Source organism: Massilia sp. 05N420 (genome assembly GCF_056397205.1).
This window is the reverse complement of sequence record NZ_JBFTMX010000015.1, coordinates 70,947-89,429: the sequence shown is the minus strand read 5'-3', so window position 1 is coordinate 89,429 and position 18,483 is coordinate 70,947. Positions and strand designations below refer to the sequence as shown.

General features: G+C 66.3%; 13 protein-coding genes. 6 read left to right on the top strand and 7 right to left on the bottom strand.

Annotated elements, in window-relative coordinates; translation table 11 throughout:
- Window positions 1–4: 4 nt before the first annotated feature.
- From AC1DIX_RS11655 to AC1DIX_RS11640, 4 genes are read left to right on the top strand one after another with little or no spacing between them, the layout of a single operon-like run.
- A complete protein-coding gene (locus AC1DIX_RS11655) occupies window positions 5–1,303 on the top strand; it encodes an MFS transporter (protein WP_477324418.1) in 1,299 nt (432 codons plus the stop codon).
- A 56-nt stretch (window positions 1,304–1,359) separates the two neighbouring features.
- Window positions 1,360–1,776, top strand: a complete 417-nt coding sequence (locus AC1DIX_RS11650) for a CopG family transcriptional regulator (RefSeq protein ID WP_477324416.1) — start codon at window positions 1,360–1,362, stop codon at window positions 1,774–1,776.
- A 9-nt stretch (window positions 1,777–1,785) separates the two neighbouring features.
- A complete protein-coding gene (locus AC1DIX_RS11645; protein ID WP_477324414.1) occupies window positions 1,786–2,958 on the top strand; it encodes an extracellular catalytic domain type 1 short-chain-length polyhydroxyalkanoate depolymerase in 1,173 nt (390 codons plus the stop codon).
- A 45-nt stretch (window positions 2,959–3,003) separates the two neighbouring features.
- Complete coding sequence (locus AC1DIX_RS11640; RefSeq protein WP_441935052.1) at window positions 3,004–3,543, top strand: DUF2058 domain-containing protein; 540 nt, start codon at window positions 3,004–3,006, stop codon at window positions 3,541–3,543.
- A 15-nt stretch (window positions 3,544–3,558) separates the two neighbouring features.
- Here the strand turns inward: AC1DIX_RS11640 and AC1DIX_RS11635 are convergent, their stop codons facing one another.
- From AC1DIX_RS11635 to AC1DIX_RS11605, 7 genes are all read right to left on the bottom strand, one after another.
- A complete protein-coding gene (locus tag AC1DIX_RS11635) occupies window positions 3,559–4,446 on the bottom strand; it encodes a helix-turn-helix domain-containing protein (RefSeq protein WP_477324412.1) in 888 nt (295 codons plus the stop codon).
- Between the two features lie 102 nt (window positions 4,447–4,548).
- Window positions 4,549–5,121, bottom strand: coding sequence for a lipocalin family protein (locus AC1DIX_RS11630; protein ID WP_441935054.1), 573 nt, complete (start codon window positions 5,119–5,121; stop codon window positions 4,549–4,551).
- 77 nt (window positions 5,122–5,198) lie between these two features.
- Window positions 5,199–5,795: a hypothetical protein gene (locus AC1DIX_RS11625; protein ID WP_441935055.1), complete on the bottom strand. Its 597-nt coding sequence runs from the start codon at window positions 5,793–5,795 to the stop codon at window positions 5,199–5,201.
- Window positions 5,792–9,640 (bottom strand): AMP-binding protein, encoded by a 3,849-nt coding sequence (locus AC1DIX_RS11620; protein ID WP_477324410.1) that lies wholly within the window; start codon window positions 9,638–9,640, stop codon window positions 5,792–5,794. The genes AC1DIX_RS11625 and AC1DIX_RS11620 overlap by 4 nt, the downstream gene beginning before the upstream one ends.
- Before the next feature lie 21 nt (window positions 9,641–9,661).
- Window positions 9,662–11,062: an aminotransferase class I/II-fold pyridoxal phosphate-dependent enzyme gene (locus tag AC1DIX_RS11615; protein ID WP_477324408.1), complete on the bottom strand. Its 1,401-nt coding sequence runs from the start codon at window positions 11,060–11,062 to the stop codon at window positions 9,662–9,664.
- 12 nt (window positions 11,063–11,074) lie between these two features.
- Window positions 11,075–13,603, bottom strand: a complete 2,529-nt coding sequence (locus AC1DIX_RS11610; RefSeq protein ID WP_477324406.1) for a diguanylate cyclase — start codon at window positions 13,601–13,603, stop codon at window positions 11,075–11,077.
- A gap of 438 nt (window positions 13,604–14,041) precedes the next feature.
- A complete protein-coding gene (locus AC1DIX_RS11605; RefSeq protein ID WP_477324404.1) occupies window positions 14,042–14,563 on the bottom strand; it encodes a host attachment protein in 522 nt (173 codons plus the stop codon).
- A gap of 195 nt (window positions 14,564–14,758) precedes the next feature.
- On the opposite strand from AC1DIX_RS11605, the gene AC1DIX_RS11600 reads away from it, so the two are divergent.
- Window positions 14,759–14,968, top strand: coding sequence for a hypervirulence associated TUDOR domain-containing protein (locus AC1DIX_RS11600; protein ID WP_477324402.1), 210 nt, complete (start codon window positions 14,759–14,761; stop codon window positions 14,966–14,968).
- Between the two features lie 352 nt (window positions 14,969–15,320).
- The gene (locus AC1DIX_RS11595; RefSeq protein WP_477324400.1) at window positions 15,321–18,431 is read left to right on the top strand and encodes a TonB-dependent receptor; all 3,111 of its coding nucleotides are present in this window, start codon (window positions 15,321–15,323) and stop codon (window positions 18,429–18,431) included.
- Window positions 18,432–18,483: the final 52 nt, after the last annotated feature.

Genomic DNA, 18,483 nt, shown 5'->3' with positions numbered 1-18,483 from the left:
AAGCATGGACAAGGCAGAGCCGCATCACCTGGCGCCCGGCAAGCTGCGCAACCCGCTGGCCTGGGTACCCAGCCTTTACCTGGCCCAGGGCCTGCCTTTCTACAGCGTGGCGCTGGTGGCGGGCCTGATGTTCAAGAGCATGGGCGTGCCCAACGAGCAGATCGCGCGCTGGACCGGCGTCCTGGGCCTGGCCTGGGTATTCAAGGCCTTGTGGAGCCCCTTCCTGGAACTCTTCCGCAGCAAGAAGCGCATCGTGGTGACCCTGCAGCTCACGGGCGGGGTCGCGCTGGCGGCGCTGGCGCTGGCCCTGCAATTGCCGGCCTGGTTCGCGCTGGCGATCGCCTTGCTGGGCGTGGTGTCGCTGGCCTCCAGCACCCACGACATCGCCGCCGACGGCCTGTATATCGCCAGCCTGTCGGCAAAACAGCAGGCGGCCTACGCCGGCTGGCAGGGCGCCTTCTTCAACGGCGCCAAGTTCCTGTCGCTGGGCGGACTCGTGATCCTGGCCGGCCACCTCGAGCAGTCGGTCGGCCCGCAGGCCGCCTGGGCCATCGTGTTCGGCCTGCTGGGCGCGTTGATGGCGGGGCTCGGCCTGTATCATGCCTGGGCGCTGCCGGGGCCATCCGCGAGTACAGGCCCCGCGTCGACACAGGTGGCCAGCGTGCGCGGCACCGTCGCCGTGCTGGTCGACGTGATCCGCGCCTTCTTCGCCAAGCCCGGCATCTGGCTGGGCATCCTGTTCATCCTGCTGTTCCGCACCGCCGAAGGCCAGGTCCAGACCATCGGCCCGCTGTTCCTGCGCGACGCCCGCGACATCGGCGGCATGGGCCTGTCGACCCAGGAAGTGGGCGCGATCTACGGCACCGCCGGCACCGCCGCCTTCCTGGTCGGCAGCATCCTGGGCGGCTATTTCACCTCCTGGATCGGTCTGAAGCGCGCGATGCCCTGGCTGATCCTGGCGATGAACGTGCCCAACCTGGTGTTCTATTACCTGAGCATGACCCAACCCGAATCGCTGGGCGTCGTCACCGCCTCGCTGGCGGCCGAGATGTTCGGCTACGGCTTCGGCTTCGTCGGCATGATCCTGTTCATCATGCAGGTGATCGCGTCCGGGCCTTACCAGACTGCCCACTACGCGCTGGGCTCGGGCTTCATGCAGCTGGGCTTCGTGCTGTCCAAGGTGGTCAGCGGCGACATCCAGCAGGCCCTGGGCTACCGGCACTTCTTCCTATGGGTTGTGATTTCGGCAATTCCGGTGCTGGTGCTGACCCGGTTTGTGCGGCTGGAACCGGAAAATCCATAACCAGGACTTGAAATACTCTCCTTATACTCCACATGGAGTATAAGGAGAGTATATCCATGAAACTTGTTGAATCAAAAATCAAATTTCCCGACACCGACAAGGTGACGATCAACCTCGGCCTGGTCGACCTGGCACAGATGGACCTGCTGGTCGAAGAGGGCTTCTATACCAACCGCACCGATTTCGTGCGCATGGCGATCCGCAAGCAGCTCGAGCTGCATGGCGAGGCGATCCGCCAGACCGTCACGCGAAAGCGCTATGTGATGGGCATGCAGCGCTATTCGAAGGCCGAGCTGGAAAAGACCTTGGCCAGCGGCGAACGGCTCGAGATCCACGTGCTCGGCCTCGCTTCCATCGACGACGACGTCACCCCCGAGCTCGCACGCGAAGCCATCGCTTCCATCCATGTGCTGGGCGCCTTTCTCGCTTCCAGCGCCGTCAAGGCGGCGCTGGCGGACCGCATCGAATCCTGAGGAATCACCATGAAACCCTATGAAAAATTTGTCGACAATATCCTGGGCGCGATGCGTTCCAGCCAGGGCAAGGACCCTGCCGCCGCCACCGCGATCATCCAGGAGGCGCTCAAGGCGGCCGGCCTGATGGGCGCGGTGCCGTCGGCCGCACAGGCGCCGCAGCAGGGCGCGCCCTTCGTCGACCTGAACCCGCCGCCGGCGTGGGCGCCACATGCGCGCCAGGGCAAGGCGGCGCCGGATGCCCGGGTTGACCCCGGCGCCGGGGCGATGCCGGACTGGGTCGCGCGCTTCACCTCGAACCTGCCCGGACAGGGCGTTGCCGGCCGCGGCAAGGTTCTCGGTCCGGAGACGCTCGGCCCCGGCCAGTTCCTGGAAGGCAGCTTCGGCAACGAGGCCGGCACGCGCAATTACCGGCTGTACGTGCCGGCACGGCCGGTATCCGGTCCGCGTCCGCTGGTCGTGATGCTGCACGGCTGCAAGCAGAATCCGCAAGACTTTGCCGCCGGCACCACCATGAACCTGCTGGCCGAAGAATACGGCTGCCTGGTGCTGTATCCGGAACAGGCGGCCGGCGCGAATCACTCGCAGTGCTGGAACTGGTTCGAAGGCGCCCACCAGGGCCGCGATGGCGGAGAGCCTTCGCTCATCGCCGGCATGACGCGGCAGGTGATGCGCGAGCACGATGCCGATGCCGGCCGGGTCTACGTGGCGGGCCTGTCGGCCGGCGGCGCGATGGCGGCGGTGATGGCGGCCGGCTATCCCGAGCTGTACGCCGCGGTCGGCGTGCATTCCGGCCTGCCGGTCGGCAGCGCGCATGACCTGATGTCGGCGCTGAACGCGATGAAGGGCGCGGGCAAGAAGAAGCGCAAGGCCGCGGCCGGCGCCAGGACGGTGCCGGCGATCGTCTTCCACGGTGACCGCGATGCCGTCGTCCATCCGTCGAATGGCGAAGCGGTCTACCGGCAGTTCACGCACGGCGCCGGCGTCGCGGAAACCGAGGAGCGCGGCCAGGACTACACCAGGGCCGTGGCGCGCGATACCGCCGGCCGGCCGGTGGCGGAGCACTGGACCTTGCACGGCGCCGCCCACGCCTGGTCCGGCGGCAGCACGGCCGGTTCTTACGCCGTCGACTCCGGTCCGAATGCCTCTGCCGAAATGCTGCGGTTTTTTCTTGCGCAGTGATTTGCTATGCTTGCGTCTTCACACATACTTTGAAGGCAGCACATCATGGTTTCCCTGCAAGAGCAGCTGCTCAAGGCCGGCCTGGTCGACAAGAAGAAGGTCAAGCTGGCCAACCAGGAAAAGAGCAAGCAGCACAAGATCGAACTGCGCACCGGCGACAAGCAGCAGAACGAGTCGCGCGAGGCCGCGCTCGAAGCCCAGCGCAAGCAGGCCGAGCGAGCGCGCGAGCTGAACGCCCAGCGTGACGCAGCCGCCGCGCAGAAGGCGGTCGAAGCCCAGATCGCGCAGATGGTGAAGACCAACCGCCAGCCCAAGGGCAATGGCGACATCGCCTATAACTTCACGATCGGGACGAAGATCGAGCGCATCCACGTCTCGGAAAAGGTGCGCGACCACCTGGTGGCGGGCCGCCTGGCCATCGTCGGCCATGGCGGCGGCTTCGAGCTGGTGCCGCGCGTGATCGCCGACAAGATCGCCGAGCGCGCGCCCGAGATCGTGGTGCGGGTTGCCAAGGCCGCGCCGCAGGCGGTCGAGGAAGACGATCCGTATGCGGACTTCAAGATCCCGGACGACTTCACCTGGTAAGGCGGGGGCGGACGGCTAGCGCTTCTTGACCGGCAGCGCCAGCCAGCCGCGCCAGCGTTCCTCGGCGTCGCGTTCCACCATCTGGATGTGGGGCCGGGTGCTGTCCAGCCGCCACAGCGACTGTTTATCGAGCCAGTCCTCGTACATGAAGCGGAAGCGCGGCCACTCGTCGTGGAAGTCGAGGCAGGCGTAGCTGCCGGCCGGCAGGATGCGCATGCCCATGGCCGGGTCGAGGCCGGCGTCGTCGGCGCAGCCGAAGTCGTAGCAGTATTCGCTTTCTCCGGTGAAGCCGGGATCCTCGTCGAACACCCCGTACCAGGGCCGTCCCGCGCCCTGGCAGGACGCGATCACGGCATTGCAGGCAATCGACAGGGCGGCGCCGGACTGGCCGAAGAAGCGCTGGTAGCGCAAGGTCACCGCCGGCAGCATGCGCACCGCGATGCGCGCGGCGATGGTGCCCGGCGTCGGCGGGCAGTAGGGCGCCAGCAGTACTTCCAGCTTGTCCGGTTCGGCCACGAAGAAACTGACGTCGCTCTCGCGCCCGACCTGCTGGTCCATGTACGCGCGCCAGCCGCCTTCGCGCCAGGCCTTGGCCGACATCGAGAACTGCTGCCYGAAGGCCTTGGCGAAGGCCGCGTTGGACGGAAAGCCGCAATCCTGGGCGATGCGCACGATCGCCACGTCCGGCTCGTGGCGCAGCAGGTGGGCGGCGCGGCGCAGGCGGCGCTTCCTCTGGTATTCGCAGGCCGAGAAGCCGGTCAGCTCGCGGAAGATGCGGTCGAAGTGGAAGGACGAATAGCTTGCCGAGGCCGCCAGGCTTTTCAGCGCGAGCGGGTCCCCGACCGAATCCAGCATCAGGTCCATCACTTCATACAGGCGCGACACGCGCGAGGGCGGCTTCATGCGAAGGTTGTTTGCGAAATAATTACAAATATGAAATAAGACTATTCCGTAAATAACCCCTGTTTGGCAAGCATTTGCGTGGTATGCATGCCCCAAGTGTTGTCAACGTGTCTGCCTGGTCTCCTCCAGCTTGTTCACATCGAAGCCCTGGCGCTCGAGCCGGTCCAGCAGGGCGGCCATGGCCTGGCGCGGCACCGTGGGCGTGCGCGACAGGATCCACAGGTATTCGCGCTTCGGTTCGCTGACCGCCGCCAGCTGGTAATCGGGATCGAGGTCGATCACCCAGTAATCGCCCCAGACCATCGGCAGGAAGGACAGCCAGCCCGGCGCGAAGCGCACCTGCAGCTTCGGCGAATCGGCGGGACCGACCTGGCGCGCGCTGCCGACCGCCTCCTCGAAGCGGCCATCGGCGCGGCGGCAGCGGTTGATCACCTGGATGCCGCCGTCGCGCTCGAGGCTGTAGTGGGCGGTGGTGAAGCCCTCGCACTGCTTCTGGAAGCGGTTCGGGTATTTGGCGATCTCGTACCAGGCGCCGAGGTAGCGCGGCACATCCAGCGAAGGGATGGGTTCGAGGTTGGCCCCTTCGTGGCGCTCGCGCGCGGCTGCCAGCACGGTCATGGTGGCGCCGAGCAGGCCGAGGGCGATCAGGGCGAGGCGGGAAACGGGTAAGGGCATGGCATGCGTCCGTGGTCGGTAACGCCGCCAGCTTAGCAGTTGCGGGCCGATGCCGTCGCCAGCCGCGGCCCGGGGGCTTACTTGTGGCGACGTTCGACCGCGGCGGCACCGGTGGCCAGCGCCAGGATCAGCACCACTAGGGCCATCAGGCCGATCACGCTGGCCAGGTGCAGCACGGTGGCGGCCGGGCCGGTGGGCGGCGCGCCAATCGCGCCGGAGCGGTCGAGCATGAACAGGCCGACCAGGACCACGCTTACCAACGCGCTCCACAGCAGCGCCGGACGCAGACCGCCGAGCAGCATCGCCACCGCCGGGCACAGCACGAACCAGGGCGTGGTCGGGGCGGCCAGGCCGCCCAGGTAGACCGCCATCCAGACCTTCAGCAGGAACAGGGCGCCTACGAACAGGTCGCGCGCGGCGGCGATCGGCAGGCCGGCGGCCAGCGTGAAGGGCGTCACCATCATGACCACGCCGGCGGTCAGCACCACCATGCCGACGGCGTCGAAGCCGAGCAGGTGGTACATGGTCGTCAGCAGCGGAACGCTGACCGCGGTGACGGCCGCCAGCACCGTCAGGTTGCGCGCGGCCTGCCACTGACTGGTGTCGGCGCGCAGGGACGCCGGGAGGATGTTGTCCAACAGCTTGATCATGTTATGGGGAGGGTGGGTGATCATTCTGTTCTCCGTTGGCGTTCCAGGAAGCCTGCGAGTTCGTTGACGCTCTGGTAGTCGAACAGCAGCTCGGGCACGATGGGCATGCCGAGGCGCTGCTCGAGTTCGACCGCGATCGAGGCGGTGGCCAGAGAATCCATGCCCAGTGCCGCGAACGGGGTGTCGAGGTCGATGCGGTCGAGAGTCTGGCGGCTCTCGGTGCGCAACCAGGCCAGCACGCAATCGTGGACCACGGCGTGGATGCCGCTGCCGCCTGCTTCAGCGGCGGGCGCCTGCGCTTCGGCGGGCGCCTGTACCGGCGCGGCCTGCGGGATCGACGCTGGTCTCGCGCCGGCGCGCAGCAGCAGGGCGTCTGGCTGCTGGTCTTCGCCGGCCAGCTGCTGGTCGACGTCGCCGATATCCTGGGCGTAGCCGGCCACCAGGGCCAGCAGGTCGCCGGAAGAACTGTAGGGGCGCTGGCCGGCCAGTTCCGCCAGCAGCGCCTGTAACTGATGATTGAAGCGGCGCCGCGCCCACACCACGGCATTGCTGGCCGCCTGCGCGTCGCCGCTCTGCGACTGCTGGCGGCGCTCGGCCGCGCCCAGCAGGAAGGCACTGGCCGACAGTTCGCCGAGCTTGTAGTCGGTCCACTGGCGCGCCGCGATCTTCGAACCGAACAGGCGCTGCGCGCCCTCGGCCAGCGTGGCTACGCGGGCCATGGCGGCATCCAGTTCGGTGCACAAGGCGGATCTGCCGAGGGCGTCGGCCAGGAAGGCGCGCCAAGCGCCGCCCGGCTTGGCTAGCGCCACGCCGAGGTGGGCGTACAGGGTTTCGGTTGGGCCTTCGAGGATGCGCAGCACGCGCGCGTCGCGGAGGATCTGCGGGGCGCCGTTGGATTCGATGTAGCCGCGCCCGCCCAACATCTGGACCAGCAGGTCGGCCGCTTCGCCCAGCGCTTCGGTGGCGGCGGCTTTACAGGCGATATAGGCTTCGGCGCCGGGCGCGCGGCCGGCGTCGACCTCCCCCGCGATCGCATACACCAGCGCTTCGCTGGCCTGGATCGCGGCGGTCAGTTCCTGCAGGCGCACCACGCTGACGGCATTCTCGGCCAACGGGCCGGTGGCGACCGTGCGGCGCGAGGCATAGCGCGCGATCAGCTGGGCGCAGCGCTTCATGGCGCCGACGCAGATCGCGCCGATGCCCAGCCGCGAGAACAGCATCGCGTCGTGGGCCGCGTCCATGCCTTCGCCCGGCGCCAGCAGCACCGCGTCGTCGGGCACGAAGGCATTGTCGAGGAAGAGGGTGTTCTGGACCATGCCGCGCATGCCCATGGTCAGCGATTCGGGGCCTTGCACCAGGCCGTCGTTGTCGGCATCCACCAGCAGCGAGATCATGCCCAGCGGCGTGCCGTCGGCGCTGCTGGCCTTGGCGAACACGGTGGTCAGGCCGGCCCAAGAGGCCAGGCCGATCCATTGTTTTTCCGCGTTGACGCGCCAGCCGCCCGGCACCTTGACGGCGCTGGCGCGCAGGGCCATCGGGTTCGAGCCGGCCGCCGGCTCCGTCAGCGCAAAGGCCGCCAGCTGGCGCCCGGTGGCGAGCTGCGGCAGCAGGCGTTCGCGCTGAGCTTCGCTGCCGAAGCGCAGCAGCGGGCGCAGGCCGAGGCCGTTGTGCACGCCGACCATGGTGGCGACCGTCATGTCGACCGCCGCCAACTGCTCCAGCACGCGCATCAGGTCGACGGTGGCCAGGTCCTTGCCGCCGGCGCTGCGCGGCGCCTGCAGGCCGAAGAAGCCGGCATTGCCGAGGTCCAGTACGACATAGGGCGGAATTGTGCGGCGTTCGTCGATCACGCGCGAATTCAGGCGTCGCTGCGCATAGCGGCGCAGCCAGCCTATCATCTGGTCGGCGGTGCTGCGCGACAGGGAGCGCGCGGCGTCGGCGCCGGCCGGCGCCGGCGCTTGCACCGTCGCCGTCATGGCTGCCACGGCGGCCTGCGGCGCGGCCGGCGCYGGCGCAGGCATGGCACCGCGAGGCGTACGCCGGTCGAAGATACTGCCCGGCATGACGTAGACCAGCTCGAGCTGGCCGTGCAGAGCCAGTTCCTTGCAGCGCGAACGCTGCACCTTGCCGCTGGTGGTGCGAGGGAAGGTGCCCGGCTTGACGAACACGATCGAGGACACCGACACGTCGAACTGCTGGGCGATGACCTTGACGATGTTCTGCGCCATCGCTTCGATGCGCGCCAGGTAGTCGTCCTTGGCCTTCTGCTGCTCGCCGCTCTGGGCCAGTTCTTTCTCCAACTGCTGCGCCGCGCGCACCAGGCCGCGGTTGGCTTCGGCGACGATCGCCAGCCTTTCCTGGCCGCCGATCTCCACCGAGAAGGCCGCGCACATGTTCGGCTCGATAAAGTCGATCGTGTGTTCGATCACTTCCTCGATATCCTGCGGGTAGACGTTGCGGCCGTTGATGATGATGAGATCTTTCAGGCGGCCGGTGATGAACAGCTCGCCGTCGCGCATGAAGGCCAGGTCGCCTGTGCGCAGGAAAGGACCCTCGCCGGTCTTCGACAGGCGCGCGCCGAAGGTGGCTTCGCTTTCCGCCGGGCGGTTCCAGTAGCCGTGCGCCACGCTGGGGCCGCTGACCCAGACCTCGCCTACGCGATGGCTCGACACCGGCAGGCAGGTCTCGGGATCGACCACCAGCACCTTGCTGCCGGTGCCGACGCGGCCGGAGCTGACGATCTCGCGCGCGTCCGGATCGCCGGGCGCCGCATCGCGGATCTGGTTCCCTTCCAGCAGGGACTTGCTGACGGTGCGTACCAGCGGGCCGCGGCCGCGCGGGCCGCCGGTCACGAACAGCGTGGTCTCGGCCATGCCGTAGCAGGGGAACAGCGCGCTTTCACGCATGCCGGCGCTGGCGAAGGCCTCGGTAAAGGCGCGCAGCGTGCTCGCGCGCACCGGCTCCGAGCCGTTGTAGGCGACTTCGAGGCTGGACAGGTCCAGCTGCGCCTTCTGCTGGTCCTTGACCTTGCTGGCGCAATAGTCCCAGCCGAAATTGGGCGCGCCGGCGCAGGTGCCGCGGTAGCGCGTGATCGCGTCCAGCCAGATCATCGGGTTCTTCAGGAAGGCGGCCGGCGCCATCAGCACGCAATGGAAGCCCACGTACATCGGCGAGACCACGCTGCCGATCAGGCCCATGTCGTGGAACAGCGGCAGCCAGCTCACCATCACGGTGTCGGGGTGGAAGCCGAAGCCTTCGCGGATCGACTCGACGTTCGCGGCGATGTTACCGTGGGTGATGCGCACGCCCTTGGGCAGCGAGGTCGAACCCGAGGTGTACTGCAGGAAGGCGACCATGTCCGCCGAAACGGCCGGCAGCGCGGAAGGGCCTCCGCCAACGCGGACCTCGCTCTCCTGCAGCAGGTCGGTGCACATGCATTCGCGGTTCGAGGCATCGACCAGCGACAGGCTGGCCTTGATCGCCGGTTCGACGTCGCTGCGGGTCAGGATCAGGGCCGGGTCGGCGTCGTCCAGCAGGGCCTTCAGGCGGCGCGAGGCGCGGCTCTTGTGCGGGATGGTGGCCGGCACCGCGATGATCCCGGCCAGCAGGCAGGCAAAGTAGACGGTGATGAATTCGAGGCCGGCGGGGTAGAGCAGCAGCGCGCGGGCGCCCGGCGCCGCATGCTTCGCCAGCGCGGCGGCCAGCGCGGTGGCGCGGCGTTCGAGCTGGCCATAGGTCAGCTCGTCGATCTTGCCGTCGTCACGCAGGAAGGTGTAGGCCAGGCGGTCGGGCGTCTGCCGGGCGTGCTGGCGCAGCCGCTCGTGCAGCAGGACGCATTCATTGTTGATCGTGTCGATATCTTCCCGCATTTGTCCCAAGCTGGCTCCTGATTACTGCCGGCGGCGTGCTTCTCCGGCCGCGATGGCGTCGCGCGCCCGGGCCACTGTTTGGCCGATGATCGGTGCAGCGCGTTTGATTTGCTGCATATTATGGTTGGACATCAGCTGCAGGCGCAAGCGCGAAGCGCCGACCGGCACCCCGGGGAACTCGACCTGGTTCACGAACACCGACTGTTCAAACAAGAGTTTGCCGGTCAGGCGCGAGACTTTTTCGCTGCCGATCAGCACCGGCACGATGGCAGAGGGAATGCCCATGCAGTGCAGGCCTTCGCCCACCAGCTGGGCGCGCAGGCCGTCCACGTTGCGCATCAGGTCCGCGCGCAGCGAGTCGCCTTCGTCCGAACGGATGATCTGGATGCACTCCAGGATGACGGCCGACTGCATCGGCGACAGTGCGTTCGAGAACATGTGCGGCCCGGCGTACAGCTGCAGGTGGCGCTTGACGGAACGGGACGCGGTGGCGACGAAGCCGCCGTTCGAGGCGAAGGATTTCGAGAATGCGCCCATCACCAGGTCGATCCGCCCCAGCATACCCTGCTGGGCGATGCAGCCGCCGCCGCCCGGACCCATGGCGCCGAGGTCGTGGGCCACGTCCACCAGCAGGGTGGCGCCGAATTCGTGGCACAGCGCTTGCAGCGCGGCCAGGTCGGGCGTGTCCGAGTCCATGCTGAACAGGCCTTCGGTGACGACTAGGATGCCGTGCGCGGAGTCGCGCGCGCGGATCGCGCCCAGCAGTTCGCGTACATGACCGACGTCGAGGTGGCGGTTGATGCTGACGTTCGGTGTGGCCGCGCTGGCGCCCTGGCGCAGCGAGGCGTGGGCGAACTGGTCGATGACGATGTGGTCCTGGGCTTGCACCAGTGCGGTGATGGCGCCGAAGGCCGCGCCCCAGCCGGTCGGGAACAGGGCCACGTGCTCGGTCGCGACCAGGCCGGCGATGGCTTCTTCGAGCGCCAGCGAGGTGCGGGTATTGCCGAGCAAGACAGCCGAGCCGGCGCTGTGCGGGCCGGCATCGCGCAGCGCGCGCGCGGCGGCGTCGGCTACCTGCGGGTGCGAGGCCAGCGACAGATAGTCCTGGGACGCGAAATTGATGCCGCGTGCGCCATTGCCGCTCTCGTCGCGGATGCTGGCGATCGGGTGCGGGGCACCGTCGAGCGAACGGGCGTACTGCCACAGGCCGTCGGCGCTGCGGGCATTGTGCCAGGCCTCGACCGGCTCGGTGCGGCGCAGCAGGTCGGCGCCGCGCGGCTGCGCGAACTGGGCCGCGGTACCGCCGAGCGAACCGTTTTCCAGCATGGCGTCGACCTGGCGCGCGAGTTCGCGCTCGGCCGCCAGTTGCGGATCGTCGCCCGTGTCAATCGCTTCGTGGTGCTGCATCGATGGAGTAGACATGCATATTTCCTGTTAGGCGACCTGCAGGACGGAGCCCTGTTCGGTCGCGGCTTGCTGGCGCAGCAGTTCGGCCACTTTGTCGGCCGCCAGCGGACGGTGGTAGTAATAGCCCTGGGCGAAGTCGCAGCCCATGGCCGCCAGGTCGGCCAGCTGCTCTTCGGTTTCGACTGCTTCCGCGATCACCGCCAGCTGCAGGCGGTGCGCCATGTGGATGATGGACTCGGCCAGCGCATAGCCGCGCGCACCGGCTTCTCCCTGGCCGAGGCGGGTGACGAAACTGCGGTCCATCTTCAGGATATCAGCCGGGAGTTCGGTCAGGTAGCCCAGGCTCGAATAGCCGGTGCCGAAATCGTCGATCGATACCTGGACCCCGGCCTGGCGCAGGGTCTGCAGGCCTTGGCGGTTCATCTCCATATTATCGATCAGGATGCCCTCGGTGATTTCGAGATCCAGGCAGGCCGGCGCGATGCCGGTCTCGGCGATGATCTCGAGCACGCGGCCAACCAGTTCCGGATGCTTGAGCTGGCGCGCCGACAGGTTGACCGCCGTCTTCAACGCCGGCAGGCCGGCGTCGCGCCAGGCGCGGTTCTGGGCGCAGGCGCTGCGCAGCACCCATTCGCCGATCGGGACGATCAGGCCGGTCTCTTCGGCCAGGGTGATGAAACGGCCCGGCTCGATGCGACCGTACTGCGGATGGTTCCATCGGATCAGCGCCTCGACGCCGACGATGCGGCGGCTGGCGATGTCGACCTGGGGCTGGTATTCCAGCAGCAGCTGGTCCTGGGCCAGTGCCTCGCGCAGGTGGTTCTTGAGGATCAGGCGCTCGCTCGGCGGCAGCGGCGCGTCCGAGGAGTAGACCTGCACGCTGTTCTCGCCCCACATCTTGGCGCGGGTCATCGCGGTGTCGGCGCGCTTGAGCAGGGTGTCGATGTCGCAGCCCGGCGCCGGGAAGGTGGCGATGCCGACGCTCAGGCTGACGAAGGATTCGCGCTCGCCGGCGCGCAGCGGCAGGGCGAAGCGGTCGAGGATTTTTTCCGCCACCTGCTGGGCATCGCCGAGCTGGGCCAGGTCTTCCAGGATCACGATGAATTCGTCGCCGCCCCAACGCACCACGGTGTCGGAATCGCGCAGGCAGTCGCGCACATTGGCCGCGATCTGGGCCAGGATGGCGTCGCCCGCTTCGTAGCCGAGGGCTTCATTGATGTCCTTGAACTTGTTCACGTTCAGCAGCATCAGGCCGACCAGGCGCTCGTTGCGGATCGAGCGCGACATCGCATGGTTCAGGCGGTCGCGCAGCACGCGCCGGCCGAGCAGGCCGGTGAGCGGATCGCACTGGCTGGTGTCGGTCAGTTCCAGCGGCAGCATCGCCGGCGCGGCATCGGCCAGGGCTTCGGCCTGTTCGCGCGACAGTTCGACGGTCTGGCCGTAATTGATGACCCGGTTGCGGCCGCTCGACTTGGCGGTGTACAGGGCCTCGTCCGCGCGGGTGACGGTCTGGCCGATCGTCTCGCCCAGGCGGAACTGGGCCACGCCGATCGACACCGAGACCTTCAGGTCGCTGGAGATGTCGCGGAACACCAGGCGCTCGATGCCCATGCGGACGCGCTCGGCAAACTGCATGGCGTCTTCCAGCGTGGTCTCGGGCAGCATCAAGAGGAATTCCTCGCCGCCGTAGCGGCCGAAGGCGTCGCTTTCGCGGATCTGCTTCTGCACCGTGACGGCAAAGCTGCGCAGCACCGCGTCGCCGGCGGCATGACCGTAGGTATCGTTGATGCGCTTGAAGAAGTCGATGTCGAGCAGGCAGACGCAGAAGGCCCGGGCGCCTTTCACCACGCGCTCGCGCTCCTGCTCGATCAGCCCGATCAGGTGGCGGCGGTTATGGCTGCCGGTCAGTTCGTCGCGGATTGCCAGCTCGTTGATGACGTTCAGCGCGTGCTCCAGCTTGATGAAGCCCTGGGTCTTGGTCAGTTCGAACAGCAGCACGAACACGACGATGACGAGGTAGAGGCCGAGGTCGCACAGCAGGTAGAGCAGGTCCATGTCCTTGACCGGATGGGGCGGCAGCGCAAGTCCCATCTGCGGCAGGATATAAATGGCGGCCACTGCGGCGCAGCTCATGCCAAGCCAGAACACTGCTGTGGCGACCCCGCCCAGGAACATCGCCACCACCGGCGCCGTGATCAGCCAGCCGGCAGTGGGCGCGTTGACGCCGCCGAGGTTGAAGGTCAGCCAGGTGAAGTTGAAGAACACCGCGCACAGGAAGACCTCGCGCGCGAGCGCGATGCTGCGGGTCGCGCGCAGCAGGAAGGGCGCGATGAACATGAAGGCGCAGCAGGCCAGGATTTCCTGGGCAGCGGTCGAGAAGCCGAGCAGGTAGTAGGCCAGCGAATAGAAGGGGCCCGAGAGCGCGGCCAGGACTACGGCGTTGACGACGTTCTGCGCCCGCGTGAGCTGGGCAGCGTTCAACTGGGCCTCGGCGGGAATAAACCAGTGGATCGCCGTCATGTAACGATCTATCAACCGGGAACCGATATTTTTCATGGAATCTCTCGGCTTTATTGCCGGTTGAGTATTGTTATACGCAGCAAAGAATCGGCTTCGAAAAATGTTTCCCAAGGGAATTTGCCGATGGTAGCATGTTCGCGAACTTGCGCTATATCAATTTGATGACTATGCGTATCGACAATGGCTCAGCTGTTGTTTGAACGCCAGAAGGAAGACGATAGCCCCAATTCTGCACCATAATGGTGCAAAAAGTCGGCGGTACTATTGAATTTGAGTCCGAGCGGCTAAGGCGGCGCGCAGGCGCTGCTTGGCCGCCATCAGGCCGGCGTCGTCACCGGTTCCAGATCGCCAGGCCGGTGGATGGGACGGAAATCGCGATCGCAAAGGCCAGTCAGAGTTGATGGCGCACGCTGGCGCCACATGAAAAAACGCCAACCTTGCCGGCTGGCGTTGTCGTGGATAGTCAGTGAAGGTTTACTGCAGTCTGTTGGCGCGCTGGGCCTGCAGTTGCTCGCGGATCTGCTCGCGCAATTGCTGCGCGTTCGAATGGGTGTAGTCCTTGTTGACCTCGAGCTTGATCAGCGGCTTGATCTGCGGGTGCAGGTAGCTGCGCAGGGCGCCGAGGAATTGCGGCGAGGCGGAAATGACCAGCTGCTGGAAACGGCCTTCCTGGTGGGCGTCCATCAGGTATTTCGAGATGTCCTTCGCGAACAGCTCGGCTTCGTGCTCCTGCGGCGTCTGGGCCGGCTGGTAAGTCTTGTTGGGTGCGCCGCTCTTGGTACTGTGGGCGAAGCCCGCCGCCTCGTTGCCGCCGATGTTGTGGCTGCTGCTGCCGGCGGCCGTGCGCCCGGCCTCGTCGGTGTTGATGTCCGAGGTGCGCAGGCGCGCGGCGGAATTGACCATGTCTTCGATTTCTTCCAGCGGTTCCGACGGATCGGCTTCCGAAAAAATCCTCGCTCGGCCCGCGTTGGCCGACACAATCCAGGTCGTCTGCATATTACCCCCTGTCAGTCTATGAAGCGTGAAGGTGAATCGGCGTTTGCATCCGGGAAAGCCCGACTTGCACGCCGATCATGGCTTGAATTCAGTATAGCCAAGGTTGCAAATGGCTGGCGTCACGTATCCGGGCGGTAAGGTACGCGGCGCGGGAGCTTGCCATGTTCAAATGGCTGTCCAGGACAAGGAGGCATCATGAGCCAGACGTTCAAGGCGGGCGACAAGGTGGAGTGGCATTCATCGCAGGGCACGGTGCGCGGCACGGTCAGGAAGAAGCTGACCGCGCCGACCGAGATCAAGGGCCACCGCGTGGCCGCCTCGGAAGAGAATCCGGAATACCTGGTCGTCAGCGACGAAACCGGGGCCGAGGCTGCGCACAAGCCGTCGGCACTCAAGAAAATCTGACCGCTCCCCCCCCGATTCGACGCCATGGCGCCGTCCGCGCCAGGCTCCCCCGCGCCGGTCCGCAATGGACCATTCCCCGCCGTTTATGAAACAAGGGTAGGCCCGCCCGGCGGGCGCCCGTGCGGATGGCGTGCGCGATGCGGGCGATGTTTACGAAAACACGGCTAAACTGCGTGCCTTTTTTTGAATCTTGTTGAGCTCCCTCCGGCAACTTTTGTATAAACGCTACAGGGCGAATTGCGATGCCCGAAGGCGTAGGGGGCTGCCAGGACCGTTTAGTAAATGTTCCCTGAGCCTGTCACCGGGTTGCAGAAAAGAAGCCCATTCATAGGGCACGATAAGGAGACTTCACATGATGTTCAGGAACGTTCTTGCATCGCGACAGGGCATGCGCCTGTGCGCGACCCCCATTGCCACGGCAGTCGCCATGGCGCTGTTGAGCATTGCCACCGCCCAGGCGCAAACCGCGCAGGCCGACACCGCGGCCGACACCCAGGCGGATTCCAAGCAGCCGGAAAAGGTGGTGGTGACAGGCTACCGCTATTCGATCCAGAAGAGCCTCGACCAGAAGCGCGAAGCGAATGCGATCGTCGACGTGGTGACCGCCGAAGATATCGGTAAATTCCCCGACAAGAACGTGGCCGACGCGCTGCAGCGCGTGCCGGGCGTGATCATCGACCGCAGCGGCGGCGAGGGCAAGAACGTCAGCGTTCGCGGCCTGTCGTCGGAGCTGACCCTCACCGAACTGAACGGCAACTACGTCGCCACCGCCGAATCGAACGGCGATCCGACCCGTTCGTTCAACTACACCCTGATGCCGTCGAACATGCTGTCCAGCGCCGAGCTGTTCAAGACGCCGGAAGCGCGCATCGACGAAGGCGGCATCGGCGGCACCGTGATCCTGCACACCCGCCGTCCGCTGGACGTGAAGTCGGGCAGCGGCTTCGTCAACGCCGAAGGCACCTGGGCCGACACGACCAAGAAGGGCGACGGCCAGTTCTCCGGCCAGTACGCCTGGCACGACGAGAGCAACCGCTTCGGCATCCTGGTCGGCTACACCCAGCAGAAGCGCACCACCCGCACCATGAGCGCCAGCACCGAAAACTGGCAGTGGTATGGCGACGACTACGATGCGCATCCGGCCACCGACGTCAACGGCAAGCCTTCGAAGCTGAGCTCCTACTGGTGGGGCCAGTCGGGCTTCCACGACCAGAACGGCAAGTACTACACCAACTTCATGATGCCGACCTCGGTCAACGAGAGCATCAAGACCGAAGACCGCGAGCGCAAGGGCGGCCAGCTGACCTTGCAGTTCAAGCCGATGCGCAACCTGAACCTGACGGCCAACTACTTCCGCTTCGACCTGTCGCAGAACTCGCAGACCAATACGCTGAAGGTCCCGGAATGGAACCTGGCCCGTTATGACGGCGACGGCAACTGGCCGGGCGGCCGCATGCTCGATGGCTTGACCTTCGACAAGAGCGGTACCATCGTCACCGGCGCGAACTACAGCGCCCATCCGGGCAAGACCTATTACTGCAGCGAAGACCAGGCCAAGGCCGCCGGCCAGAAACCGGGCGGCTGGGGTCCGGACGACTGCACCATCCCGACCCCGCAGATTACCGGCAGCTACAACCGCGAAAAAGCGCGCTCGCAGGTCTTCGACATCGGCGCCGAATGGCGCGGCGAGTCGCTGGACGCCGACTTCAAGGCCGGCCGTACCTGGGCCGGCGGCGGTCCGTCGCTGCAGTTCAGCATGCCGATCAAGCCGCGCGTGCAGAATGCGGACGGCAGCTGGACCCTCGGTAACTACGCCAGCGCCTGGAGCACGGCCGGCACGCCGACCATGACCTTCTCGCCCGAGCTGATGGCCAACCTGGCGAAGGGCATCGGCGAGATCGACCTCGGTTCGACTTCGTCCTCGTGGACCCGCAACAGCAACCAGCAGAAATACGCCCAGGCCGACTTCACCTGGCATACGGATGTCAAGTTCCTGGATTCGCTGCAGTTCGGCGCCAAGTACCGTGACGGCGGCATCCACCGCAACACCGGCAACAACTACTGGGTGTGCCCGGGCAAGGATCCGGCCAACTACGACAACCGCTACCAGGCCGGTTGCGACCCGACCGCCAACAAGTTCCAGCCGTCCTTCCTGTACGGCCAGTCCCTGGGCAATATCGCCGGCGGCATCAAGGCCAGCGCTTTCCCGGCGATCGACTACGCGAGCTACGTCAATTACCTGAACAAGACCTACGGTCAGATGCAGACGCGTAACGAAGACAACTTCGTCTACAACGTCGACGAGAAGATCTCCTCGGCCTACCTGCAGGCCAACATCAAGGCCGACCGCCTGCGCGGCAACGTGGGCGTGCGCTTCGTACGGACCAAGCAGCATGCCGACTCGACCGACCAGGTCGAGAACTACAAGGACTACTTCTTCAACGGCGCCAACGGCACGCCGGCGCCTTGCCTGGCAGGCGGCGCCCCGGCTGCCGGCGCACCGGCCGGTTCGGGCTGCGTCAGCGGCTTCACGACCCTGCCGGACAGCATCGCACGGACCCAGTCCTTCGTCGTCAGCTCGCTCGACCGCACCTACAACGACGTGCTGCCGAGCCTGAACCTGGCCTACGACATCACCGACTCCCTGCTGCTGCGTGCGGCCGCATCGAAGGTGATTGCGCGTCCGAGCTATGGCGACATCGCTTCGCCGGGCGGCCTGCAGAACTACAGCCAGGAATACGTCAACGACCGCCGCCTGATCGGTGGCGGCGGCAACCCGGGCTGGTTCGGTTCGGGCAGCAACAAGAACCTGCAGCCGTACAAGGCCACCCAGTTCGACCTGGGCCTGGAGTGGTATTACCAGCGCGGCTCGGTGCTCGGTATCGACCTGTTCCGCAAGAACGTCAGCAACTTCTCGGTACCGGTGGTGATGGACGTGAACCTGAACGTCGGCGGCCAGAACGTGACGGTGCAGAACTACTCGACCAGCGCCGGCGGCCGCAACGGCGTGTCGCAGGGCGCCGAGCTGTACGCCCAGCACACGCTGGCGTCCGGCCTGGGCTTCCAGTTCAACTACACGTACAACAAGACCAACCAGGCCGCCATTACGCTGGAAGACGGTACCGAAGTCGGCCAGTCGCCGCTGGTCGGCAGCGCGAAGAACCAGCTCAACCTGACGGTGTTCTACGAAACCGACAAGCTGCTGCTGCGCGCTTCGTACAACCGCCGCGGCGAAGTGGTGGACGGTCTGCAGAACGGCCTGAACGTGTATGAGGATCCGTACAGCCAGATCGACCTGAACGCGGCCTACAACATCACCAAGCAATTGAGCCTGACCGCTTCGGTGCTGAACCTGACCAGGCAGGAGACCCGTGCTCACCTGGGCAACGACACCAAGGACCGCTTCTACTCGAGCGGCTACGCCGGCCGTATTGCGTATATGGGCCTGAACTACAAGTTCTGAGTCCACCCCTTCCTCCCCGGCTTGGTCAGGCCGGGGAGTTTTTTTTGGAGGA